The sequence below is a fragment of the Streptomyces sp. NBC_00536 genome, from assembly GCF_036346295.1.
In the GTDB taxonomy this organism is placed as follows: domain Bacteria; phylum Actinomycetota; class Actinomycetes; order Streptomycetales; family Streptomycetaceae; genus Streptomyces.
On the sequence record NZ_CP107819.1, the window covers coordinates 3174706 to 3198244 of the forward strand.

20 protein-coding genes and 1 other RNA gene are annotated in these 23539 nt (G+C 73.1%); 4 read left to right on the forward strand and 17 right to left on the reverse strand.

What is annotated here, in order from left to right; translation table 11 throughout:
* Nucleotides 1-39: 39 nt before the first annotated feature.
* From OHS33_RS13805 to OHS33_RS13825, 5 genes are all read right to left on the reverse strand, one after another.
* A complete protein-coding gene (locus tag OHS33_RS13805) occupies nucleotides 40-2376 on the reverse strand; it encodes a (2Fe-2S)-binding protein (RefSeq protein ID WP_330330698.1) in 2337 nt (778 codons plus the stop codon).
* On the reverse strand, nucleotides 2373-3284 hold the full coding sequence (locus OHS33_RS13810; RefSeq protein ID WP_443065295.1) for an FAD binding domain-containing protein: 912 nt from the start codon (nucleotides 3282-3284) through the stop codon (nucleotides 2373-2375). Before OHS33_RS13810 ends, OHS33_RS13805 begins: the two co-directional genes overlap by 4 nt.
* A 294-nt stretch (nucleotides 3285-3578) precedes the next feature.
* Nucleotides 3579-5279, reverse strand: coding sequence for a beta-N-acetylhexosaminidase (locus tag OHS33_RS13815; RefSeq protein WP_330330699.1), 1701 nt, complete (start codon nucleotides 5277-5279; stop codon nucleotides 3579-3581).
* Nucleotides 5280-5512: 233 nt separating this feature from the next.
* Nucleotides 5513-5794: a DUF3039 domain-containing protein gene (locus OHS33_RS13820; protein ID WP_330330700.1), complete on the reverse strand. Its 282-nt coding sequence runs from the start codon at nucleotides 5792-5794 to the stop codon at nucleotides 5513-5515.
* Nucleotides 5795-5823: 29 nt separating this feature from the next.
* Nucleotides 5824-6384: a YqgE/AlgH family protein gene (locus tag OHS33_RS13825; RefSeq protein WP_330330701.1), complete on the reverse strand. Its 561-nt coding sequence runs from the start codon at nucleotides 6382-6384 to the stop codon at nucleotides 5824-5826.
* 298 nt (nucleotides 6385-6682) lie between these two features.
* On the opposite strand from OHS33_RS13825, the gene murA reads away from it, so the two are divergent.
* Nucleotides 6683-8029 (forward strand): UDP-N-acetylglucosamine 1-carboxyvinyltransferase, encoded by a 1347-nt coding sequence (gene murA / locus OHS33_RS13830; RefSeq protein ID WP_330330702.1) that lies wholly within the window; start codon nucleotides 6683-6685, stop codon nucleotides 8027-8029.
* Between the two features lie 139 nt (nucleotides 8030-8168).
* On the opposite strand, the gene OHS33_RS13835 is transcribed toward murA, so the two are convergent.
* From OHS33_RS13835 to OHS33_RS13870, 8 genes are all read right to left on the reverse strand, one after another.
* Entirely contained in the window at nucleotides 8169-8450 is a 282-nt protein-coding gene (locus tag OHS33_RS13835; protein ID WP_007264399.1) for an HU family DNA-binding protein, read from the reverse strand.
* Between the two features lie 315 nt (nucleotides 8451-8765).
* Nucleotides 8766-10202, reverse strand: a complete 1437-nt coding sequence (locus OHS33_RS13840) for an NAD-dependent malic enzyme (protein ID WP_330330703.1) — start codon at nucleotides 10200-10202, stop codon at nucleotides 8766-8768.
* Between the two features lie 479 nt (nucleotides 10203-10681).
* Nucleotides 10682-12988, reverse strand: coding sequence for a HelD family protein (locus OHS33_RS13845; protein WP_330330704.1), 2307 nt, complete (start codon nucleotides 12986-12988; stop codon nucleotides 10682-10684).
* Between the two features lie 138 nt (nucleotides 12989-13126).
* Entirely contained in the window at nucleotides 13127-13696 is a 570-nt protein-coding gene (locus OHS33_RS13850; RefSeq protein ID WP_330330705.1) for a CGNR zinc finger domain-containing protein, read from the reverse strand.
* 64 nt (nucleotides 13697-13760) lie between these two features.
* Nucleotides 13761-14315 (reverse strand): GNAT family N-acetyltransferase, encoded by a 555-nt coding sequence (locus OHS33_RS13855; RefSeq protein WP_330330706.1) that lies wholly within the window; start codon nucleotides 14313-14315, stop codon nucleotides 13761-13763.
* Between the two features lie 208 nt (nucleotides 14316-14523).
* Nucleotides 14524-15741: a uroporphyrinogen-III synthase gene (locus tag OHS33_RS13860; protein WP_330330707.1), complete on the reverse strand. Its 1218-nt coding sequence runs from the start codon at nucleotides 15739-15741 to the stop codon at nucleotides 14524-14526.
* Between the two features lie 109 nt (nucleotides 15742-15850).
* Entirely contained in the window at nucleotides 15851-17212 is a 1362-nt protein-coding gene (locus OHS33_RS13865; RefSeq protein ID WP_330330708.1) for a nitrate/nitrite transporter, read from the reverse strand.
* Between the two features lie 136 nt (nucleotides 17213-17348).
* A complete protein-coding gene (locus OHS33_RS13870) occupies nucleotides 17349-18317 on the reverse strand; it encodes a LysR family transcriptional regulator (RefSeq protein WP_330330709.1) in 969 nt (322 codons plus the stop codon).
* A gap of 102 nt (nucleotides 18318-18419) precedes the next feature.
* On the opposite strand from OHS33_RS13870, the gene OHS33_RS13875 reads away from it, so the two are divergent.
* The 3 genes from OHS33_RS13875 to OHS33_RS13885 are packed head-to-tail and all read left to right on the forward strand — an operon-like array spanning nucleotide 18420 to nucleotide 20271.
* Complete coding sequence (locus OHS33_RS13875; protein ID WP_443065296.1) at nucleotides 18420-19712, forward strand: MFS transporter; 1293 nt, start codon at nucleotides 18420-18422, stop codon at nucleotides 19710-19712.
* A gap of 29 nt (nucleotides 19713-19741) precedes the next feature.
* Nucleotides 19742-20017, forward strand: coding sequence for a type II toxin-antitoxin system Phd/YefM family antitoxin (locus OHS33_RS13880; protein WP_330330710.1), 276 nt, complete (start codon nucleotides 19742-19744; stop codon nucleotides 20015-20017).
* A complete protein-coding gene (locus OHS33_RS13885) occupies nucleotides 20014-20271 on the forward strand; it encodes a Txe/YoeB family addiction module toxin (RefSeq protein ID WP_330330711.1) in 258 nt (85 codons plus the stop codon). Before OHS33_RS13880 ends, OHS33_RS13885 begins: the two co-directional genes overlap by 4 nt.
* A 57-nt stretch (nucleotides 20272-20328) precedes the next feature.
* Here the strand turns inward: OHS33_RS13885 and ssrA are convergent.
* From ssrA to ftsX, 4 genes are all read right to left on the reverse strand, one after another.
* Nucleotides 20329-20717, reverse strand: a transfer-messenger RNA (tmRNA) gene (ssrA, locus tag OHS33_RS13890).
* 101 nt (nucleotides 20718-20818) lie between these two features.
* Nucleotides 20819-21304 carry an SsrA-binding protein SmpB gene (gene smpB / locus OHS33_RS13895; RefSeq protein ID WP_330330712.1) on the reverse strand — a complete coding sequence of 162 codons (486 nt, stop codon included), beginning with the start codon at nucleotides 21302-21304 and terminating at the stop codon, nucleotides 20819-20821.
* 18 nt (nucleotides 21305-21322) lie between these two features.
* A complete protein-coding gene (locus tag OHS33_RS13900) occupies nucleotides 21323-22531 on the reverse strand; it encodes a S41 family peptidase (protein WP_330330713.1) in 1209 nt (402 codons plus the stop codon).
* Between the two features lie 67 nt (nucleotides 22532-22598).
* Nucleotides 22599-23522: a permease-like cell division protein FtsX gene (gene ftsX, locus OHS33_RS13905; RefSeq protein ID WP_330330714.1), complete on the reverse strand. Its 924-nt coding sequence runs from the start codon at nucleotides 23520-23522 to the stop codon at nucleotides 22599-22601.
* Nucleotides 23523-23539: the final 17 nt, after the last annotated feature.

Genomic DNA, 23539 nt, shown 5'->3' on the forward strand with positions numbered 1-23539 from the left:
CCGCGGCCGGTCCCGTCGCCGTCGCCGCGTCGTGCCCGCTCACGCCATGCCTCCGTGCTGGTGGTCCGGGTGGATGCCGCCCTCGCCGGGCGCCGCCTGGTGCGGGATGCGCGGTTCCGCGCCCCCCGGAGAGCCGATCGGAGCGCCCGGAGAGCCGCCCGCCGCCGCCTCGGCGGCCGCCTCGCGCTCGGCGACGACCTCGCCGACGGCCTCGATGACGCCCCGGTAGCCGGAGCACCGGCAGAGGTTGCCGCAGAGGGCCTGGCGGGTTTCCAGCTCGCTGGGGGCGTGGTTGCCCTCCAGCAGGTCGTGGATGGTCATGGCCATGCCGGGCACGCAGAACCCGCACTGGACGGCTCCCGACCGGCACAGCGCCTGCTGCACGTCGGAGAGTTCACCGTCGGTGGCCAGGCCCTCGACCGTACGGACCTCACTGCTCGCGGCGGTCGCGGCGGGCACCAGGCAGGAGGCGACCAGCCGGCCGTCGACCTGCACGGCGCAGGCGCCGCACTCGCCCTGCGAGCACCCGTCCTTGGCGCCGGCCAGGCCGAGCCGCTCGCGCAGCACGTAGAGCAGCGACTCGCCGATCCAGGCGCCGGTGACGGGCCGGTCGGCGCCGTTGACGCGCAGCACGTAGGAGGCGAGGGGATGCTCCTCGTGCGCCGGTACCTGGGCCGGGACCTGGTCCGAGACCTCTACCGGTACCTGGGCCGGGACCTCTGCCAGGACCTGGTCCGGAAGCTGCGCCGCGGCCTCCACGGCTACCGGGTCCGGGGCCTGGTCGGCGACCGGTGCCTCCGCCGGTCCCGCGGCCTCTTCCTCGTACGTCGCCTGCGCGTCCGGGACCTCCGCGGGATCCCCGCCCCCGGGGGCCGTACCGGTTTCCCGGCGCTCCCCCTCGGCCCCGCCCGGCGCACCGCCGGCTCCGGCGAAGCCGGAGACAGGCCCGTGCCCGTGCTCAGGGCCCTGCCCGTGCTCGGAGGCGTGCCCCTGCTCCGGGCCGTGGACCTGCTCCGCGCCGTGGACCTCGGCGGCCGGGTGCGGGCGCTCCGCGGTCACCGGGGCCGCGGCGGCGCCGTGCGCGGCGTCGATGTCGGGGGCGGCCGGGTGCACCGGCCCCTCCCCGTGCGCCAGGTGGTCGAAGTCCTCCACGTGCTGGACGTGCTGGACGTGCTGGAGGTGGTCCGGGAGCGGCGTGCCCACGCCGGGGCCGCCGAGCACCCGCGGCCCGCGCGGCAGCGGCGTCGCCGTGCCCACGCCGGGTCCGCCCATCACCCGGCGCCCCGCGCCGAAGCCGGAGGCGGAGGGGGGAGCGGGGGCAGGGGCGGAGGCGGGCAGCGCGCCCGTGTTCATGGTCTGCTCGGGGTCGAGGGCGCCGAAGGCGTCGAAGCCGCCGCCGAGGGAGTCCCGCGGGTCGGCGCCGGGGCCGGGCACGGCCTGCGCGAGCGCGTCGGGCTCCGCGAACGGTTCCACCGCACGCTCGGCCACCGGCTCGCCCACCGGGTCCGCGAAGGTCTCCGCGTACGTCTCCGCGAACGTCTCCGCACCGGAGAACCCGAGGTCGGGCTGGGTGGCCCAGGGAGCCGCGGCGCCGCCCGGCAGGGTGGCCGGGGCCTGGCTCCAGTCGGCCTCCAGGCCGCCGTGGCGGAACTCGCCGGACTCCTCGGGCAGTTCCCCGTCGACGACGGGGATCGCCCACTGTCCGGTCTGCCCGGCCTGCCCCGTATGCGCCCCCAGGTCGAACTGGCCGGTATCGCCGGCCTCCGGGAAGCGCCACTCGGCGGTCGTGGTCCCGGAATCGAGCCCAGAGTCGTGCCCGGAATCGAGCCCCGCATCGTGCCCGGAGTCGTGCCCGTGGTCCTGCCCGTGCGCGTACCCGTACTCGTACGCGTGCTCGTACCCGGGAGCCACACCGGCACCAGATCCGGCACCCGCGTCGGGGCCCCCCTCCGGGCCCTGGTCCGCGTCGCCGTGCAGCCCGGCCATCGCGGACGCGGGCATCGGGATGACCGCCGGGATCGGGCCCAGCACCGGCGCGGGCGCGGCCTGCACGCGGGCGACGGGTTCCGCCGGGGCCGAACCGCCCGCCTCCGGCCAGCGCACCGGGAGCGTCCAGGTCCCGGTCGCGGCCGGGTCCGTACCGGCCGAGCCGAGCGGCACGATCATCGGCGGCGGCACGAACCCGTGCCCGGGGGCCGCCAGCGGCTCCCCGATGCCCGCCTCGCCCAGCATGTCGGGGGGCAGCTGCACGAACGCCGTCGCGTCCGAGTCGTACTCCCCGCCGTGCGGCACCGGCTCCCAGCCCCATGTGGTGCCCGCGCCGCCATTGCCCGTACCGTCGCTCACGCCGTCGCTCGCGTTCTCGTTCTCGCTCATGAGGTCAGCGCCCTCCCCAGGGCCCTCCGTGCCAGTACCGCCACCGTGCGCCGCAAGTGCAGCACCGCGGGGGCCACCGCTTCGCCCTGGTCCGGTACGCAGGCGGCCGCGACGTATTCGCCGAAGGCCTCCAGCGCGTCCGGGGCCAGCGTGCGCTCCCCGTCCCAGTCGATCAGCGAGGCCACCCACTGCTCGGCTTCCAGGGGGCGCAGCGGCATCGGCGCGACCGCGCCCACCGCGATGCGCACGCCCCGGCGCGCGGGGTCGAGTACGAGCCCCACGGACGCCACCGCGCGCCCCGGGCCGGTCCGGCCCGTGGCCTTCAGGAACACCTGCGGGGCGTGCAGCAGGGGTACCCGGACGAAGCCGATGAGTTCACCGGGTCGCAACATTTCCCGCCCGGCCAGCAGGTGCGAGACCGGGATCTCCCGGCGCGAGCCGCCCGGGCCCACGATGACGAGGACCGCCTCCAGCGCCGCCAGCACCGGCAGCGCGTCGCCGGTCGGGGCGGCCGTGGCGATGTTGCCGCCGAGCGTGCCCGCGTTGCGGATCTGCGGCGGCCCGGCGGCGCGGGCGGCCGCGGCCAGGGCCGGGATCAGTGCCGCGAAGTCGGGGCGGCCCATCCGCGCGTGGGTGAGTCCGGCGCCGAGCAGGGCGTGGCCGTCCTGGTACTGCCAGCCGCGGATCTCGTTGATCCGGCCGAGGCCCACCAGTGCGGCCGGGCGCAGCAGCCCGGCGTTGACGGCGGCCATGAGGTCGGTGCCGCCGGCCACGGGCACGGCGGCGGGCATGGCGGCCAGCGCCGCCACGGCCTCGTCGAGCGAGGCCGGCAGCGTCACGGACTGCGTCGGCTGCGGCCCCTGAGGTGAATCCGGTGCGTGCAGTGCGTGCGGTGCGTGCGTGGTCAACCCAGCTGCCCCTTCCCGATGTCCCGGCGCTCACGCCTGTTCCGCCGTACGGTACGTGCTCACGACCGGGACGTGGCAACTCTGGCACATCTTCGGGGACGCCCGGCGCGAGGGTCGGCCGGGCGCCCCCGCCGGACCCGCGCCGTCGCCCGGCCCCGCCCGGCCCGCACCGACCTCCGCCCGGAACGCCCGTTTACCCACCTATCACCCGTATTCGAGGAAGAGTTCCCTTAATCTCCCCCACCGCTTCACCAGCCGCACACTGCTGCTTCACACAGTCGGCGGGACCCCGCCTCACACGGTCGGCGGGACCCCGTCCTTGGGCCGCCCGAGCACCCCGGGCCTGCGCTGCCAGGGCAACGGGCCGCCCGGCGGCCGGTAGTCGACCCCGAGGGCGTCGAGACGCGCGTAGTGCCCGCCCGCCGGAACACCCGCAGGAACACCCGGCCGACCGCCCTCCAGCCCGCCCATCCGCCCCTCGAAGTCCGCGTAGTCCCGCGCGCCCGGTTCGGGCAGCCGCGACCACACCACCTCGGCGAAGGCGGCCAGCCGCGGGAACACCTGGTAGTCCACCCGCCCCTGGTGCTCCATCACCTCGGTCCACACGTTGGCCTGCGCGCCCAGCACGCGTTCCGCGGCCCGTGCGGACAACTGCGGCGGCACCGGTTCAAAGCGGTAGACGTCCTCCAGCGTGCGCACGTACCCGATCGGCATCGGCTCGTCCGGGCCCGGCGCCTGACGGTGGTCCAGGTACACCTGCTGCTCGGGGCACATCACCACGTCGTGCCCGGCCTCGGCGGCCGCGATCCCGCCCGCGTAGCCGCGCCAGGAGGAGACGGCGGCCCCGTCGGCCAGGCCGCCCTCCAGGATCTCGTCCCACCCGATCAGCCGCCGCCCGCGCTCGGCGAGCCAGCCGTCGAAGTGCCGGATGAACCAGGACTGCAGGCCGTCCTCGTCCTTGACCCCCAGCTCCCGGATCCGCTCCTGGGCGGCCCGGGAGGCCGCCCACTGCGTCTTGGGGCATTCGTCCCCGCCCACGTGCACGAAGGGCGAGACCTCCGCCGGGAAGAGCTCCAGCACCTCCTCGAAGACGCCTTCGTAGAAGCGCAGCACGGCCTCGGTGGGCGCGAGCACGTTCTCGTTGATGCCCCAGTCGTCCCACACCCCGAGCGCCGCCGTGTCGACGACGTCGGTGTTGCCCAGCTCCGGGTAGGCGGCGATGGCGGCCTGCGCGTGCCCCGGCAGGTCGATCTCGGGCACCACCCGCACGTGCCGGGCGGCCGCGTAGGCGACGATCTCGCGGATGTCGTCCTGGGTGTAGAAGCCGCCGTGCGGGGTGTCGTTCCACAGCGGGGAGTCCCGGTGGCCCCAGCGCGAGCGCGGGCGCCAGGCGCCGACCCCGGTGAGCCGGGGGTGGCGCTTGATCTCGATCCGCCAGCCCTGGTCGTCCGTCAGGTGCAGGTGCAGCACGTTGAGCTTGTGGGCGGCCAGCAGGTCGATGTAGCGCAGGACGCCGTCCTTGGGCAGGAAGTGGCGGCAGACGTCGAGCAGCAGCCCGCGCCAGCCGAACCGGGGCGCGTCACGGACCGTCCCGTACGGCAGGCTCCAGCGCGCCCCGGGCAGCGGTGCCCGCCGGAAGGCGTGCGGCCCGAGCAGCTGACGCAGCGTCTGCGCGCCCCAGAACACCCCCGCGGGCCCGCCGCCGCGGATCAGGGCGCCATCGGCGCTCACCGTCAGCTCGTACCCCTCGGGGCCCAGCTCGCGCCCGACGCCCTCGTCGACGAGGAGCCGTACGTCGGCACGTCCATCGGGGTCGGCGGGCTCGGCGGGCGGCAGGCTCCACCCGGCGGCGGCCCCCAGCACCCCCCGCAGCCAGCGCGCGGTGGCCTGCGTACCGGGTCCGGCGGCGAGGTCGGGCTCGGGCCCGAACGCGTAGCGGACCGCGCCCGCCTGAAAGGTGGCTTCGCGGGGTGCGGGGATCAGATCGTGGTCCATGGGTCGGCCCTCCACGACGGCCGCCGCGGCGGGCGCGACGGCGCGGTGCGTTGCACTCTGCGCAACAGCCGTTCCGCAGGGCGCTCGTTGGGGCCGACCCTACCGGTGCCCGGCCCGAACGCAGAAGGGCCCCCGGGCGCGCCTCGGCGCACTCGGGGGCCCTTCCGGACCTGCGACGGAACTCAGGTGGAGGTCAGGACGTGACCGGCCGGACGTGACCCATCAGGACGTGACTACTTGTCCTTGCCCTTGTCTTTGTCCCCGCCGGATCCCATGGATTCGTAGATCTCCTTGCACATGGGGCACACGGGGTACTTCTTCGGGTCGCGGCCCGGTACCCAGACCTTGCCGCAGAGCGCGACGACGGGAGTCCCGTCGAGGGCGCTCGCCATGATCTTGTCCTTCTGGACGTAGTGGGCGAAGCGCTCGTGGTCGCCGTCACCGTGGGAAAGCTTCGGCGTCGGCTCGACGAGGGTTCCCGTGCCAGACCCGCGCTCGGGCTCAAGAGTGCTCATACAAGCCAGAGTACCGACCCCCGCCGGGGTCAGTTGAGCGACGGGTCGTCCGGATAGGTGGCGACCATCGCGAGGTCGCTGCGCTGGCGGCGCAGGACGGCCCGCCAGAGCCGTTCGGGGACGGGGTAGGCCACGTCCCCCGGCTCGGATTCGACGACGTACCAGGCCCCCTCGCCCAGTTCGTCCTCCAGCTGGCCGGGGCCCCAACCGGAGTATCCGGCGAAGATCCGCAGCGAGCCGAGGGCACTGGCCAGCAGCTCCGGCGGGGCCTCCAGGTCGACCAGGCCGATCGCGCCGTGCACCCGGCGCCAGCCCAGCGGGCCCTCCTCGCCGGGGATGACCGCGACGCCGAGCGCGGAGTCGAGGCCGACCGGGCCGCCCTGGAAGACCACTCCGGGGGCGCCGGCCAGCGCGGCCCAGGGCAGCAGGACGTCTCCCACGCCCACCGGGGTGGGCCGGTTGAGGACCACGCCGAGGGAGCCCTGCTCGTCGTGGTCGAGCAGCAGCACCACCGCGCGGTCGAAATTCGGGTCCGCGAGGGCGGGGGTGGCCACGAGCAACCGCCCTGTGAGGGAGGACACCTCGGTCATGCGGCCATGGTCTCGCACATTCGCCCTCCGGGGGGAGCGGACGGCGCGAAGTGATCGTGCGCAGCTCAGGGCGCACGGCGGCAGCCGGGAGCGCGCGGTGCGGAGGGCCGTCGCGGCGGGCCCCGGGAGGGACCGGAAGTCGACACTCCGCTATATGGCGGACACACAGGGTGCCGTACAGGGTGCTGTGGCGAATTCATGACAGTCATATGGCCCCGTCGGCCTTACATACCAGGGGGTCTTGCCGCTTACCCTTTTCCCTGGCCCCCTGCCCACACCTCTCCGGAACGCGAGATTCATGACCGGCACAGTCAGTGACGATGTACTGCTTGTCCACGGCGGTACCCCGCTCGAGGGCGAGATCCGTGTCCGCGGTGCGAAGAACCTCGTGCCGAAGGCCATGGTGGCCGCTCTGCTCGGCAGCGCACCCAGCCGGCTCCGCAACGTTCCGGACATCCGTGACGTGCGGGTCGTGCGCGGCCTCCTCCAGCTGCACGGCGTCACCGTCCGCCCCGGCGAGGAGCCGGGCGAGCTGGTGCTCGACCCCACCTACGTCGAGAGCGCCAACGTGGCGGACATCGACGCGCACGCGGGTTCGTCGCGCATCCCGATCCTCTTCTGCGGCCCCCTGCTGCACCGCCTCGGCCACGCCTTCATCCCGGGCCTCGGCGGCTGCGACATCGGCGGCCGGCCGATCGACTTCCACTTCGACGTGCTCCGCCAGTTCGGCGCGACCATCGAGAAGCGCGAGGGCGGTCAGTACCTGGAGGCCCCGCAGCGGCTGCGCGGCTGCAAGATCCGCCTGCCCTACCCGTCGGTCGGTTCGACCGAACAGGTGCTGCTGACGGCCGTCCTGGCCGAGGGCGTCACCGAGCTGAGCAACGCGGCCGTCGAGCCGGAGATCGAAGACCTCATCTGCGTCCTGCAGAAGATGGGCGCGATCATCTCCGTCGACACCGACCGGACCATCCGCATCACCGGTGTGGACGAGCTGGGCGGCTACAACCACAAGGCGATCCCGGACCGCCTGGAGGCCGCCTCCTGGGCTTCCGCGGCCCTGGCGACCGGCGGCAACATCTACGTCCGCGGAGCGCAGCAGCGCTCGATGATGACGTTCCTGAACACCTTCCGCCGGGTCGGCGGCGCCTTCGAGATCGACGACGAGGGCATCCGCTTCTGGCACCCGGGCGGCCCGCTCAAGGCGATCCACCTGGAGACGGACGTCCACCCCGGTTTCCAGACCGACTGGCAGCAGCCCCTGGTGGTGGCGCTGACGCAGGCGACCGGGCTCTCCATCGTCCACGAGACGGTCTACGAGTCCCGCCTGGGCTTCACCTCCGCGCTGAACCAGATGGGCGCGCACATCCAGCTGTACCGGGAGTGCCTGGGCGGCTCGGCGTGCCGTTTCGGCCAGCGCAACTTCCTGCACTCGGCGGTCGTCTCCGGCCCCACCAAGCTGCAGGGCGCCGACCTGGTCATCCCGGACCTCCGGGGCGGGTTCTCGTACCTGATCGCGGCCCTGGCGGCCGAGGGCACTTCGCGAGTGCACGGCATCGATCTGATCAACCGCGGCTACGAGAACTTCATGGAGAAGCTCGTGGAACTGGGTGCGAAGGTCGAACTGCCGAACGGCGACCTGGTCTAGGACCGGTCCCGGGTCGCGCACCCGGGCGGGCATGCGGAAGGGCGGCCACCCCACGGGGGTGGCCGCCCTTCCTGCGTCGGTGCCGCGCTGGACGCGGCCCTACGCGTTCACTACTGGCCCAGAGGCCTGCAAGGGGGACTTACTTACCCTTGGCGGCTTCCTTGAGCTTGGAGCCCGCGGAGACCTTCACGCTGTAGCCGGCCGGGATCTGGATGGGGTCGCCGGTCTGCGGGTTGCGCGCGGTGCGAGCGGCACGGTGGGTGCGCTCGAAGGTCAGGAAGCCGGGGATGGTGACCTTCTCGTCGCCCTTGGCGACGATCTCGCCGACGGTCTCGGCGAGCGCGGCCAGAACGGCGTCGGCGTCCTTGCGGGTCACCTCGGCGCGCTCGGACAGAGCGGCCACCAGCTCACTGCGGTTCATGTTGTACTCCCGTGTTCAACTTGCCTATGAGGCGTGAGATCGAAGCCGATGCTGCCAGGGCCCTAGGACAGTCCCCGGACCCGGGTCTGAACGTCAGACCCTCTCGCCCGGTTACGCATCCTGCCCCCACCAGCGGCGGGAAAGCCAATCCGGCACCCGCCAGGGTCACACGAAAAGCGCCACAGTCACGCCGCCGTGACGCTCTGTCCGCACCGGTGGGACGCGGACCGCGTACCACGCGGGCATCCCCGCAACCCTAGAGGCGCCCCGGCGGGCCCGCATCCCGCGACGCGCCGGGGAAGGGGCCCCGGTGGGTCAGGCGGACGTGGGTCCCGTCACAGCGGCGGGGGCGGCGGCGGAGGCGGCCTTGCGGACCGCGCCGGCGACGGCGCCCGCGACCTTGTCGTTGAAGACCGACGGGATGATGTAGTTCGCGTTCAGCTCGTCCTCGGTGACGACGTCGGCCAGGGCGCTCGCGGCGGCCAGCATCATGCCGGTGTTCACCGTGCGGGACTGGGCGTCCAGGAGGCCCCGGAAGACGCCCGGGAAGACCAGCACGTTGTTGATCTGGTTGGGGAAGTCCGAGCGGCCGGTGGCCACGACGGCGGCCGTCTGGCGGGCGACGGCCGGGTCCACCTCGGGGTCCGGGTTCGCGAGCGCGAACACGATGGCGCCATCCGCCATGGCGGCGACGTCGTCACCGTTGAGGACGTTCGGGGCCGAGACGCCGATGAAGACGTCGGCGCCGACGACGGCCTCCTTGAGCGTGCCGGTGTAGCCCTCGGGGTTGGTGTTGTCGGCGATCCAGCGCAGCGGCGACTCGCTGTGGGCGTCGACCAGGTCGGCGCGGCCGGCGTGCACGACGCCGTGGATGTCGGCGCTGACGACGTTCTTGACGCCCGCCGCGAGGAGCAGCTTGAGGATGGCCGTACCGGCCGCGCCCGCGCCGGACATGACGACCTTCACATCGCCAACGGCCTTGTTCACCACGCGCAGTGCGTTGGTGAGGGCGGCGAGGACGACGATGGCGGTGCCGTGCTGGTCGTCGTGGAAGACGGGGATGTCGAGGGCCTCGCGCAGCCGGGCTTCGATCTCGAAGCAGCGCGGCGCGGAGATGTCCTCCAGGTTGATGCCGGCGAAGCCGGGGGCGATCGCCTTGACGATGGCGACGATCTCGTCGCTGTCCTGCGTGTCGAGGCAGATCGGCCACGCGTCGATGCCCGCGAACCGCTTGAAGAGGGCCGCCTTGCCCTCCATGACGGGCAGCGCGGCCATCGGGCCGATGTTGCCCAGACCGAGCACGGCCGACCCGTCCGTCACGACTGCGACGGAATTGCGCTTGATGGTCAGGCGGCGCGCGTCCTCGGGGTTCTCGGCGATCGCCATGCACACGCGGGCGACGCCCGGGGTGTAGATCATGGAGAGGTCGTCACGGTTGCGGATGGGGTGCTTCGACTGCATCTCGATCTTGCCGCCGAGGTGCATCAGGAACGTACGGTCGGAGACCTTGCCGAGGCTCACGCCCTCGATCCCGCGCAGCTTCTCGACGATCTCGTCGGCGTGCGCCGTGGACGTCGCGGCGATCGTGACGTCGATCCGGAGCTTCTCGTGGCCGGAGGCCGTCACGTCGAGGCCGGTGACCGACCCTCCGGAGGACTCCACGACGGTGGTGAGCTGGGAGACCGCGGTACCGCTCGCGGGCACTTCCAGTCGGACCGTCATCGAGTACGAGACGCTGGGCGCCGTTGCCATGTCCGTGTTCCTCTGCTGTCCAAGGTTTGCTGTACACGGGCCCCGCACACGGCAGGCGTGGCAGGACCTGTTGTCCGATCGTCCCACCTACCGGCCGGTACAAGGTAACCAGCTACAAATTTCGGAAAGACACTTCCACCATACGAGATTTCCGGGTAGCGGGGAAGTCCCGGCCGCACACACGTGCCCATGCCGGGAACGCAAAACAGGTCCGCGCCCGCCGCCGGAGCGGAGGACGCGGACCTGCTTCTTCTCTACGTATACGACACCGACCCGCCATGCTCGCCTCGCGGCAAGTGGTCGCTCTAGGCGACGAAGGTTGGGCCCGGGGGCTTGGATCGAGCCGGTGTCGTACCCCAGGCTAACAAAGGTTCGCCGGAAGCGACCCCCCTCCAGGGAGTTGACCTGACCGGCCACGCGTGTGGCCGCCGACCGGATGGCCGTACGGGCCCACGCGCCCGCTTCAGGTCCTTACGTCCTCAGTCCCGCAGCAGCTCCGGCACCCCGGCCCCGTCGGGCCGGTCCCGCTCCCCCGACACCACCGTGAGCTGCTGCGTGGCGCGCGTCAGGGCGACGTAGAGCACCCGCAGGCCCGCCGGGGACTCCTCCGCGATCTCCGCCGGGGAGACGACCACCGTGGCGTCGTACTCCAGGCCCTTGGCCTCCAGGCTGCCGAGCGCCACCGCGCGCTCCCCCAGCTCCGCGAGCCAGCCGGCCGCCTCCGCGCGCCGGTCCATCGCCACCACCACGCCGACCGTGCCGTCGACCTGGGCCAGCAGCCGCGCGGTCTCCTCCCGCACCGAGGCGCCCAGGTCGGCGCCCGCCGCGGTGAAGCGCGGCTCCAGGCCGGTGGAGCGGACCGCGGTGGGCGGTTCCATCCCCGGCATGGCCAGGCGCAGCACCCGGGCCGCCAGTTCCGCGATCTCGGCGGGGTTGCGGTAGTTGACGGTCAGGGTGAACTTGCGGCGCGGACGGCGCCCCAGCGCCTCGTCCCGGGCCGCGGCCGCCTCGTCGGGGTCGCTCCAGGAGGACTGGGCCGCGTCGCCCACCACCGTCCAGGTGCCGGTGCGGCCGCGGCGGCCCACCATCCGCCACTGCATCGGCGTCAGGTCCTGGGCCTCGTCCACGATCACGTGCGCGTACTCGGTGCGTTCCGCCGCCAGCCGCTCGGCCCGCTCCCACTGGGTCTCCTCGCGGCCCGGCATCAGCTCCTCCAGGCCCGTGAGGTGCGCCAGCGGGTCCAGGTCGCGCTTGCGCTTGGGGCGCGCGGGGGCGCCGAGCAGCAGCTGGAGTTCGTCCAGCAGCGCCACGTCGTGCACCGAGAGGGGACCCGCGCCGTCCGCGCCGACGCGGCGCAGCGAGCGGGCCAGCAGCCGGGTCTCGCGCGGGTTCAGCACCCGGCGGGCCCAGCGGCCCAGGCGCCGCTCGTCGGCCATCGTGGCGAGGACCCCGCGCGGGGTCAGCTCGGGCCACCAGGCGTTCAGGAACTCGATGAAGACGTCCTCGGTGGAGATGTCCTCGTCGAACCCGGAGCGCAGCTCGGCGGCGAGTTCCCGGTCGGTGTGCCGCCCGGCGCCGCCGGACTTGGCCCACAGGGCGTCCAGCAGCAGCTTGCGGGCGCGCGGGCGCAGCAGGTTGACGGGCGCGGTGCCGCCGAGGACGACCTGGCGGATCCGGTTCAGTTCGTCGGACTCCAGCTCCTGACGGCGGCCGAAGGCGACCACGCGCAGCCGCTCGGGGGCGCCGCCCAGCTCCAGGGCGCCCCGTACGGCCTTGCGCAGGATCGGCAGCATCCGGGAGGAGCCCTTGACCCGGGCGACCGCCGGCTCGTCGTAGGTGCTCGCCTCGGCGCCGTCGACCAGCGAGCCGAGCGCCCGGATCGCGACCTGGCCCTCCTCGCCGAGCGAGGGCAGCACGCCCTCGGTGTAGGCGACGAGCAGCGGGGTCGGCGAGACGATGAGGATGCCGCCGGAGTAGCGCCGCCGGTCCTGGTAGAGCAGGTAGGCGGCGCGGTGCAGGGCGACGGCGGTCTTGCCGGTGCCGGGGCCGCCCGAGACCTCCGCGACGGAGGCGGCGGGGGCCCGGATGACCATGTCCTGCTCCGCCTGGATGGAGGAGACGATGTCGCGCATGGAGTGCGTACGGGCCCGGCCGAGGGCGGCCATCAGCGCGCCGTCGCCGAGCGCGGGCAGCTCCCGGCCGTCGAGGTAGGCGGTCACCTCGGGGCGCATCAGGTCGTCCTCGACGCCGAGCACCTTGCGGCCCTTGGAGCGGATGACCCGGCGGCGCACCACCCGGCCGGGCTCCTTGGGCGTGGAGCGGTAGAACGGCGCGGCGGCGGGCGCGCGCCAGTCGATGACCAGCGGCGAGTAGTCGTTGTCGAGCACCCCGATCCGGCCGATGTGGAGGGTTTCGGCGATGTCGGCGGTGAGGTCGGGGCGGATCGCGTCCTCGGCGGGTTCGACGGAGGTGAAGGCGCCGTCCGCGCCGCGTTCCCCGTCCTTGCCGAGGACGAGGTCGATCCGCCCGAAGAGGAAGTCCTCGAATTCGTTGTTGAGCCGGTTGAGATGAATCCCGGCGCGGAAGACCTGGGCGTCGCGTTCCGCGAGGGCGCCGGGGGTACCGACCTGACCCCGCTTGGCCGCGTCGTTCATCAGGAACTCGGCCTCGTGGATCTTCTCCTCAAGGCGGCGGTACACCTGGTCCAGATGAGTCTGCTCGACCGCGATCTCGCGATCGCGGACGGAATCCGCCGTGCTGTCGACAGCGGCATCCTGCGCGGCCACCAAGGCCCCCTTCTGACGTGCATTGGGCGACCGTCAACCGTACGCGAACAGAGCGGGTGTCCGCACGCCCGTTCCGCGCGCGGGCGCGCGGAACGCGGGCGCGAAAAGCGCCATGAGGCCGTTATGAGCATGTATGCGCTACGCGGGACGCGCGGCGAGCACCCGCGCGCGGTGCCGGGCGACCCGCTCCCGGTTTCCGCACAGTTCACTGGAACACCACCGCCGCCGGTGGCCGCGCGAGGTGTCCAGGTAGACCCGGGTACAGCCCTCACCTTCGCAGGCCCGCAGGCGGTCGCGGTCGCCGGGGTCCGTGAGCAGCTCCACCGCGTCGCGCGCGACGGCCGCCAGCAGCGCCGCGCAGCCCACTCCGGCGGCCCCGCCGCACAGTTCGCGCACCAGGTGCCCGCCGGGATCGTGTACGGCACACAGTCCCGGGGGTGGACCCGCGGCCCGCGCGTTGACCCGGGCGAGCGGTTCCCCGCCGGGGACCCGGCCGCCCAGCTCCGCCGCCACCAGGGCGGCCACGTCCGCGCGCAGCGAATGGAACGGCGCCAGCCAGTCCGTGTCCACGCGGGCGGGCGGGGTCCGTCCGGGCACCAGCCCGGCCCCGGTGAGCCACCGGCTCAGCCCTGCGCTGTCCGCGATCCCCTCGGGCGGCCCGAGGGTCGCCACCAGGTCCAGACAGACCCGTCCCGATTCGAACCACATGCCCGTCACCCGCCTCGGTCGACGCCCCACCAGAGTGCCCCCGGTGCGGGCCTGGGCGGAAGCCTCATGCAGCAGCGGGCGGATCGTCGTGCAGCAGCAGCTGGAAGAGCCGGTGGTCGCGCCAGGCGCCGTTGACGTAGAGATAGCGGCGCGCGAGGCCGTACTCCTCGAACCCGGCCTTGGCGAGGACGCGTTGCGAAGCGAGGTTGTCCAGCAGCGTCCCGGCGGCGAGCCGGTGCAGCCCGATCTCGTCCCGGGCCACCCGGATCACCGCGGCGAGCGCCGCGGAGGCCAGCCCCCGCCCCGTCCTCGCCTGGTCGATCCAGTACCCCACGCTGGCGCTGCACAGCGGACCGCGCACGACGTTGTTGAGCGTGATGTTCCCGAGAATCGCACCGCTACCGCCCGTCTCAACGAGTACGTACGGCACGACGCGCCCCCCGTCCCGCTCCGCGAGCAGCCCCTCGATCCGCTCCCGCTGCCCGTGCTCGGTATAGAACCCCTCGGCCCGCGGAGGCTCGGAAACCGCCATGTACCCCCGGTTCCGCACCATCACCTCCGCCATCCCGGCAGCATCCCCGAGCACGATCTCCCGCATGTCCACTCCGTCAGCGATCATCACCCCAAGGTACCGACCGCCCTAAACCCAGCCCCGCGACCTCCAGCCCCGCCGGCGTTTGAGGCGCGGGGCCCGGGGCGGAGCCACCGGCCATCCCAGCCCCGCCGGCGTTTGAGGCGCCACCTCCAGCCCCGCCGGCGTTTGAGGCGCGGGGCCCGGGGCGGAGCCCCGGCGGCGGCGTCGCACCCACCCTCCGTCCGGCAGCGCCTCAATCGCCGGCGCGGCTGGGACGGCCCTCCGGGGGCGCCTCAAACGCCGGCGAGGCTGGATTTCCGGGACCGGAGCAGTCACCCGCGTCCAGCGCCAGCCGGTACCCCCGCTTGACCACCGTCTGGATCAGCTTCGGCACCCCGAGCGCCACCCGCAGCCGGGCCATCGCCGTCTCGACGGCGTGTTCGTCGCGCCCGGCACCCGGCAGCGCCCGCAGGAGTTCGGCGCGCCCGACGACCCACCCCGGCCGCCGCGCCAGCACCCGCAGCAGGGACATCCCGGCCGGCGGCACCGGCCGCAGGTGCTCGTCCAGCAGGACCGCGTGCCCGCGGATCTCCAGCCGGTGGCCGCCCACCGGCAGCACCCGGGCCCGCCCCGGCAGCTCCTGGCACAGGACTTGCACGAGCGGGCCGAGCCGGAACCGTTCGGGCTGGACGGTCGCCACCCCGTGCACCTCCAGCGGCAGCGCGGTCACCGGCCCGACGCAGGCCGCGAGTACGCCCGTACGCAGCCCGTCCAGCACGGGCTCGGTGATGCCCCGCTCGGCGGCCCGGGCCAAGAGCGAGGCCGCGGCGGGCGCGGAGGTGAAGCTGACGGCGTCCACGGCCCCGGCGGCGACCGCGTCGAGCAGCCGGTCCAGCGGCCCGATGTCCTCCGGCGGCATCCACCGGTACACCGGTACGACGATCACCTCGGCCCCGCCCGCCCGCAGCGCCTCCACGAACCCGGGCAGCGGCTCCCCGTGCAGCTGGAGCGCGATCCGCCGCCCGGCGACCCCGCCCGCGAGCAGCCGGTCCAGTACCTCCGCCAGCGACTCCGACTTCGGCGACCAGGTTTCGACCAGCCCGGCGGCCCGGATCGCGCCCTTGACCTTCGGTCCGCGGGCCAGCAGTTCGGTGGCCCGCAGCCGGGCCAGGAGTTCCTCGCCGATCCCCCAGCCGTCGGCGGCCTCGATCCAGCCGCGGAAGCCGATCGCGGTGGTGGCGACGACCGCGTCGGGCGCGCAGCCGATGAGTTCCTTGGTGGCGGCCAGGAGTTCGCTGTCGTCGGCGAGCGGCACGATCCGCAGGGCGGGCGCGTGCAGGACCACCGCGCCGCGCCGCTTGAGCAGGGCGATCAGCTCGTCGGCGCGGCGCGCGGCGGTGACCCCCACCGTGAAACCGGAGAGCGGCCCGGCGGCGGGCAGCGGCGGCGGCCCGGCCTGTGTGTCGTCCATGGTGACCTGCCTTGCGCAAGGGGGGTGAGGGTGGCCCGAGCCTGTCAAGGCGTCGTGTCAGGCTCGGTTCACCCGTATTTCGGCGTCGTTAACCGCCGTTTAGCCGCCGTTACACCGTCGTGAGCTGCGGCTTCGCTGCCGCGTCCGGGGCGGGTCCGGCCTGGGCGGCGGGCCGGCGAAGGTATACCGCCCAGGTCACCGCGCAGCAGACGGCGTAGAAGCCGAGGAAGGTGACGAAGGCGGTGGTGCCCGTCCCGGAGCTGAGGAAGGCCTCCCGGAAGACGAGGTTGATGCCGAGTCCGCCGAGTGCGCCGACGGCGCCGATGAGGCCCATGGCGGCTCCGGAGAGCCGTCGTCCGTAGGCGGCCGCAGCCTCGCCGTCCATGCCGCGGGCGAGCGCCTTGGCCTGGAAGATGCCGGGGATCATCTTGTACGTCGATCCGTTGCCGAGGCCGCTGAGCACGAAGAGGGCCACGAACCCGGTGAGGAACACCGGCAGCGAGGACCGGACCGAGGCCAGGACCACCAGGCCGGTGGCCGCCGCCATCGCGACGAACGTACCGAGGGTGATCCGCGCGCCGCCGTACCGGTCGGCGAGCCGCCCGCCCACGGGCCGGATCAGGGAGCCCAGCAGCGGCCCGATGAAGGTCAGCGAGGCGGCCTGGAGGGGGGTCCGGCCGAACTGGGTCTGCAGGACCAGCCCGAAGGCGAAGCTGTAGCCGATGAAAGACCCGAAGGTGCCGACGTACAGGAACGACATGATCCAGGTGTGCGCGTCGCGCACGGCCTCGCGGACCGCCCCGGTGTCGTTGCGCACGGGCGCCAGGTTGTCCATCCGCGCCGCCGCCGAGGCGGCCGCGATCACGATGAGCGGGAGGTAGGCGGCGAGCAGGAGCCGCGGGTGCCCGGCCCCGGCCGTCCCGATGACGAGCAGTCCGGCGAGCTGGACGACGGGGACGCCCATGTTGCCGCCGCCCGCGTTCAGGCCGAGCGCCCAGCCCTTCTCGCGCAGCGGGAAGAAGGCGTTGATGTTGGTCATCGAGGAGGCGAAGTTCCCGCCGCCGACCCCGGTCAGGGCGGCGACGAGCAGGAAGGTGCCGTACGAGGTCCCCGGCTCCATCACCACCAGCGCGGCCACGGTCGGCGCGAGCAGCATCAGCGCGCTGAAGACGGTCCAGTTCCGGCCGCCGAAGCGGGCGACCGCGAAGGTGTACGGGACCCGCACCAGCGCGCCGACGAAGGTCGCGGTGGCGATCAGGGTGAACTTCCCGGCCGGGTCGATGCCGTAGCCCGGCCCCATGAACAGGACCATCACCGACCACAGCGACCAGATCGAGAAGCCGACGTGCTCGGAGAGCACGGAGTAGAGCAGGTTGCGCCGGGCGGTCCGGCGTCCCGTCTCCTTCCAGAAGGTGTCGTCCTCGGGGTCCCACCGCTCGATCCAGCGGCCGCCCGTGCGCGGTGCGGTCATCACGCCTCCACTGCTGTTGCACAGCTGTCGTGCACTGCTGTCGTGTCCGTGATGACGACCGTAGGGACGGCTCGTTTCAGCCCCGGTCCCCGCCGGATGACCGCGGGGATACCGTGCACTCACCCGGCGCGGCGGCTCAGTGTGAGCGCATCAGCTCCGCGTCGCCGTCGGGGAGCCAGCCGCCGTCCGGCAGGTCGAGCCAGCCGCGTACGGCGCCCAGCGCGGCCGCGGCGGTGCGCAGCGCGGTCAGCCCGGGGTGGCCGAAACCGCCGCGCCACACCATGGACAGCGGGGACAGCGGCACGGGGTCGGTCAGCGGCCGGCGCACGCAGCCCGGCATGTCGGGGAAATCGACGGTGGCCAGGACCGGGTGGCCCGTCTTGGCCATCACCCGCCGGAACTCCTCCTTGCCGACGGCGACCGGCGCGGGCGGGGCGAGGGCCGTGCCGCGGCCTTCGAAGAGGCGCCGGGCCAGGTCGGTCCACTCCAGGGTGCGCGGGTTGCCCGCCCCCGCGTAGACGGTCTCCCCGGCCAGCGCGGCGACGGGCACCGTGGCCCGGGCGGCCAGCGGGTGGTCCTCGGGCAGGACGACGGCCAGCGGCTCGTAGCGCACGGGCTGGTGGTCGAGGCGGGAGCGCAGGGCCGGGGGGAGTCCGCCGAAGCGGCCGAAGGACACGTCCAGGCGTCCGGCGGCGATCTCGCCCGCGCTGTGCGTGAGTCCGCTCTCGAAACGGGCCATCAGCTCCTGGTCCGGGGCGAGTTCGCGGGCCCGGTCCAGGACCTGGCGGGCGGTGCCGGGGCCTTCGGAGTTGAGGTCGACGAGCAGCGGCCGCGCGGCGGCGCCGAAGGCGGCGGCGAGTTCCTCGTGGGCGCGCAGCACCCGGCGGGCGTGCGGCAGCAGCCGTTCCCCGTCGGCCGTCAGCTCGACCTGCCGGGTGGTCCGTACGAAGAGGCGCGCGTCCAGGATCTGTTCGAGGCGGCGGACGTCCCGGCTGAGGGCCTGCTGGGCGACGTAGAGCCGGGCGGCGGCCCGGGTGAAGTGCAGTTCCTCGGCGGCGGTGACGAAGGCTCGCAGCAGCCGGGGGTCCACGTCTCGTGCGGTCATCGCGGCAGCGTAACCCGCGCGCCCCGATTGACAACAGGGATGCGTGAATCCCCCCGGAACAGGTGTTGGACCGCCCCCGGGGCCCGCCCCGAAGCTTGCCCCATGCCCACCACCGCGCCCGCCACCCCCCTTCCCCTCATGACCGTCACCGGCGCCACCCTCGTCCTCGCCGCCGCGCCCGCGCGCCCGGCCACGCGCCGCCGCCCGCCGGGCCCGTACCGGCGGCTGTTCGCCGTCCCCGGCGCCCGGGCCTTCACCGCGGGGAACCTCCTCGCCCGGCTCCCCATGGGCATGTTCGGGGTCAGCGCGGTCCTGATGATCGCGGGCCAGCGCGGTTCGTACGCCCTCGCGGGCGCGGTCACCGCGACCGGCCTCGCCGCCACCGCGGTCGTCGCGCCCTTCACGGCCCGCCTCACCGACCGCCACGGCCAGGCCCGGATCGCCCTGCCCGCCACCGTGATCGCGGTCCTCGGCTCGCTCTGCCTGGTGTGGTGCGTCCGTACGCACGCCCCCGCGTGGACCCTCTTCGCCTCCTACGCCGCCACCGCGACCACCCCCAACATCGGCGGCCTCTCCCGCGCCCGCTGGACCCACCTGCTGCGCGACTCCCCCGCCGCCCGGCACACCGCGATGTCCTTCGAGCAGGCGGCCGACGAGCTGTGCTACCTGCTGGGCCCGGTCCTCGCGGCCACCCTGTGCTCGCTCGCCTTCCCGGAGGCGGGCACCCTCACCGGCGCGGCCCTGCTGCTCGCCGGGATGGTCCTCTTCACCTCCCGGCGGGCCACCGAACCGCCGCCCGCCGGGCGCACCCGGCACCGTTCGCCGCTGCGCTCGCCGGGCCTGCCGGGGCTGCTGGCCCTGTTCCTGGCCCTGGGGGCGGTCTTCGGCTCGATGGAGGTCACCTCGATCGCCTGGCTCACCGGCCACGGCCTCACCGCTGCCGCCGGTCCGGTACTGGCCCTCCAGGCGGCGGGATCCTGCGCGGCAGGCCTGCTCTACGGCACGCTGCGCCCGCGCGCCCTGAGGGGCTGCGTGGCCGCCCTGGCCGCCCTGATGACCCTGCCGTGGGCCGCGGCGGCCACCGGCTCGGTGCCCGCCCTGGCGGCGGCCCTGCTGCTGGCGGGCATGGCCACGGCCCCGACGATGGTCACCGCGATGTCCCTGGTCCAGCACGCCACCCCGGCGGCCCGCCTCAACGAGGGCATGACCCTGGCCGTCACCGCCATCCTGACGGGCATAGCCGCCGGCTCGGCCACCGCGGGCACCACCATCGACCACCTGGGCCCCACCCCGACCTACGCCCTCCCGGCCGCGGCGGCCCTCCTGGCCCTCCTGGCCCTCCTCCTCGCCACCGCGAGGTCGGTACGACTTTCCGGTACAAGTTCGGTACGCTAGACCGGTACCGTCGAGACTGGAGTGCCGCCATGTCCATAAGCGCCAGTGAAGCCAGAGCGACCCTGTTCCCACTCATCGAGCGCGTCAACACCGACCACACACCGGTGCGCATCACCTCCAAGAGCGGCGACGCCGTCCTCATGGCCGCCGACGACTACGACTCCTGGCAGGAAACCGTCTACCTGCTCCGCTCCCCGGAGAACGCGAAGCGTCTGATGGAAGCGGTCGCCCGCGACCGCGCGGGTGCGACCACGGTCGCCAGGACACTGGACGACTTGAGGGAGATGGCCGGGGGCGAGGAGTGAGGAGCGTCCACTTCGACCCTGCGGCCTGGGACGACTTCCTCTTCTGGCTCGCCTCGGACCGAAAGATGGCCCGCCGGATCACCCGCCTGATCGGCGAGATCCAGCGCGACCCGTTCGGCGGGATCGGCAAGCCAGAGCCCCTCAAGGGTGAACTCTCGGGCTACTGGTCCCGCCGGATCGATGACGAACACCGGCTCGTCTACCGCGCGGACGAGAAGGAAGTGAAGATCCTCAAGGCCCGCTATCACTACTGACACGGCATGACAGAGGCCCCGCAGCCGAGAGGCCGCGGGGCCTTTGCCCACATGGGGTGGTGGAGATGGCGGGAATCGAACCCGCGTCCAGCGGTGCAGAAGCAGGGCTTCTCCGAGCGCATTCCGCTGCGCTTTTCTCGGCCCCGGAGATCACACGGACAAGTCTCCGACGGGCTCAGTCACTGTTTGGTTTCCCTCTATCCCCCGTGACCGGGGTTAGAGGTTTAGATCCCTAGTTGACGCCAGGATCCGGGTCGGGACCACCCCCGGGCTGACGCTCCTCACGAAGGCTTCAGTTCGCTGTTATTAGGCAGCGAGGGAGAAGCGGGAGTTATCGCTGTTGGAATTGGCGATTATTTTTTGCGACAGGTGGTTTACGAGATCATTGCCGCTTCCTCGGCTCGCTTCCCCTGCATCGACATCCGCTGTCGAAACCGATCATCCCCATGTTTCACGCTATTCAGTTGGGTACCGCTCAAGGCGCACGACCCCACTGGGGAGGTGCTGGCCCCATGGTACGCGAAGTGGACCACGGGATGCCAGGAGATTACAGCTGACCGCGCTCCTTGCGCTTCACGGCCGAAATCACCCGGTTCGTCTCGCGCGTGTCCTGCTGCTCCCGCAGGGACTGGCGCTTGTCGTACTCCTTCTTGCCCTTCGCGAGCGCGATCTCGACCTTCGCCCGGCCGTCCTTGAAGTACAGCGAGAGCGGCACGATCGTGTTGCCCGTCTCGCCGGTCTTCGAGTCCAGCTTGTCGATCTCCTCGCGGTGCATGAGGAGCTTGCGCTTGCGGCGGGCGCTGTGGTTGGTCCAGGTGCCCTGGCTGTACTCCGGCACGTGCACGTTGTAGAGCCAGGCCTCGCCGCTCTCCACCGACACGAAGCCGTCCACCAGCGAGGCGCGGCCCTGGCGCAGGGACTTGACCTCGGTACCCGTGAGCACGAGACCGCACTCGTAGGTGTCGATGATCGTGTAGTCGTGCCGCGCCTTCTTGTTCTGGGCGATCAGCTTGCGCCCTTTTTCCTTAGCCATAGTGCGGCCATTTTCGCACTACGGACCCACCCCGAGGCCACCCAATACCGTGCGGGCCCGCTCCTCGACGCCCTCGTCGGCCGTCAGGTCCGGGCTGATGCCCCGTCCGTCCAGGCTGCGGCCCGCCGGAGTACGGTAGGTGCCCACCGTCAGCTCGGCCACCGAACCGTCCGCCAGCTCGGTCGGCATCTGCACCGAACCCTTGCCGAAGGTGTGGCTGCCGACCGTCACGGCCCGCCCCCGGTCCTGCAGCGCGCCCGTGACCAGCTCGGCCGCGCTCATCGTGCCGCCGTCGACCAGCGCGACCAGCGGCCGGCCGGTGTCCCCGCCCCGGTCCGCGTACAGGGCGCGCTGGGCGCCCCGTACGTCGTAGGTCGCCACCAGCCCGCCGTCCAGGAAGGCGGAGGCCGCCGTCACCGCCTCGGTCACCAGGCCGCCCGGGTTCCCGCGCAGGTCCAGCAGCACCCCGGCGCCCGCCGGGGCCGCACGCACGGCCTCCCGGACCCGCTCCCCCGAACCCCGGGTGAAGGAGGTCACCTTGATGACCACCACGCCCTTGCCCAGCTCCCGTACCGTCACGGCCTCGGTGCTCACCCGGGCGCGGCGCACCGTCTCGGTCAGGTCCGCGCCGTCGCGCTCGACCTCCAGGGTCACGTCGGTCCCGGCGTCCCCGCGCAGCAGGGCCACCACCTGGGCGACGGTGGATCCGGTGACCGGCGCCCCGTCCACGCGGGTCAGCCGGTCCCCGGCGCGGACCCCGGCGCGGGCGGCGGGCCCGTCGGACTGGACCCGGGTCACGGCGATCCGGCCGTCCTGGCCGCGCTCGGCCCAGAGCCCGACCCCGGTGTAGCGGCCGTCGAGGTCGTCCTCGAAGGAGGCGTATTCGCCCTGGTCGTAGACCACGCCCCAGCGGTCCCCGCTGCGGCTGACCACGTCCTGGGCGGCGTTCTTGCCGGACTTGCCCTCGGCGACGGCCTCGGCGGCGGCCCGGGCGACGGCGTCCCGGTCGGCGGTCGCGGGCTTCCCGGCGCCGGAGGGCGCGGGGGGAGCGGGGGTCTTCGTACGGGCGAGGGCGGCGGTATGTCCCCCCTCGCGCGGGTCGGTCCGGCACCCGGCGCTCACGGCGGCTCCGAGCCCGCCCAGGGCGCTGAGCAGCGCCAACGTCACGGCGGCCCCGCGACGCAGGTCGCGGGGCCGGAGACAGGAAGGGACGGGGCGGCCCGGCATGGCGCCGAGTCTAGGACAAGGCCCGCGCCGGTACGGCGGGTTGGCCGGACCGGCTACGGGGCGCTCGTCACACCTTCAGGTACTTGCGCAGCGCCACGAAGGCCGCGAGCGAGGGCATCAGCAGACCGATGACCAGGACCAGCGGGAGCTTGGTGAGGACCGCGTCCCAGCCGATGAAGTTGATCAGTTCCATCTTCTGGCGCAGCCCCGCGCCGTGGTCGATCACGAAGTACTGGCCGGAGGCGAGCATGCCGCAGGCGAGGACCGCGCCGATCAGGCCGGCGAAGGCGGCCTCCATGATGAACGGCACCTGGATGTAGAAGCTGGAGGCGCCCACCAGCCGCATGATCCCGGTCTCCCGCCGACGGCTGAACGCCGAGACGCGCACCGTGTTGACGATCAGCAGCAGCGCCACCACCAGCATGATCAGCATGATGCCGAGCGCGGCCACGTTGAGGTAGCCGAGCAGCCGGAAGAGGTTGTCCAGCACGGTCCGCTGGTCCTCCACCGACTGGACCCCGTCCCGCCCGGCGAAGGCGGTGGTGATGACCTTGTACTTCTCCGGGTTCTTCAGCTTCACGCGGAAGGACTCGGGCATCTGGTCCGGGGTGATGGAGGCGGCCAGGGCGGTGTGCCCGAACTGCTCCTTGTAGTGCTTGTAGGCCTCGTCGGAGGACTCGTACGAGACCGTCTCGACGAGGTCCATCTTCTTGAGGTCGGTCTCGATCTGCTTCTTCTGCTCGGCCGTCACCGCGCCCTTGGCGCAGGAGGCGCCCTGGCTGGCCTCGGCGTCGTTCTTGTTGCAGAGGTAGATCGAGACGTTGACCTTGTCGTACCAGTACCCCTTCATCTGGCTCACCTGGTCGCGCATGAGCAGGGAGCCGCCGAAGAGGGCCAGTGACAGGGCCACGGAAATGATGACCGCGAAGGTCATGGTCAGATTGCGGCGGAGACCGACCCCGATCTCCGACATGACGAACTGGGCGCGCATCGCGTCTCAGGGGCCTT